The organism is Taishania pollutisoli, assembly GCF_014518315.1.
Classification (GTDB): Bacteria; Bacteroidota; Bacteroidia; order Flavobacteriales_D; family Crocinitomicaceae; genus Taishania; species Taishania pollutisoli.
In genome coordinates this window covers 1-656 of the sequence record NZ_JACVEL010000049.1, presented here as the reverse complement: position 1 = coordinate 656, position 656 = coordinate 1, and the positions used below count along the sequence as shown (strand labels likewise).

The 656-nt window shown below is 45.6% G+C and carries 1 protein-coding gene; it reads left to right on the top strand.

All coding sequences use genetic code 11. The features are described 5' to 3' along the window. Positions 1 to 656 (top strand): RHS repeat domain-containing protein (locus tag H9Y05_RS16250; RefSeq protein ID WP_216714916.1); only part of this gene is annotated, 656 nt, incomplete at both ends.

Here is a 656-nt window from a genome sequence, read left to right as displayed (position 1 = left end):
TCGAGCAATTACAGTTTTGATGCCAACGGGAATTTAGCAAGCCTGCAGCGCTATGCAAAAGATGGGAATGGAGTGAGTCAATTAATGGATAATTTTAGGTACAAGTACGAAGAGGTAACCGTCAATAACGGAGATAACAACCAATTGAGTTGGGTACAGGATCTGGCGGGTGCCTCCTTGTTTGACAATGCAGACATTGACCACTCCATGGAGTCAGGTAACTACAAGTACGATGCCATCGGTCAACTCGTAAGCGACGATGACGAAGATATCAGTTCCATTGAATGGACGGTGACGAACAAGGTGAAACAGATTACCAAGACCAATGGCATCACGATCCGCTTTGAGTACGATGGACTGGGCAACCGCATTGCCAAGCACGTCACAGAGGGAGGAGATGTTACGTCTACCTACTATGTCGTGGATGCTCAAGGGAATGTGATGCATGTATATACAGGAAATATCCGTGCAGCTGATGGTGGAGGTACGGTATATAATTTATATCTTTCGGAACGCAACCTTTATGGATCGAGTAGATTGGGACAAGAGCAAGTAAATATGGCACTAACACAGGCAGCGCCGTTTAACTACAGTGGTATGTTGGATAATGCCTATGGTGACAAGCGGTATGAACTGTCGAATCATCTGGGGAATGT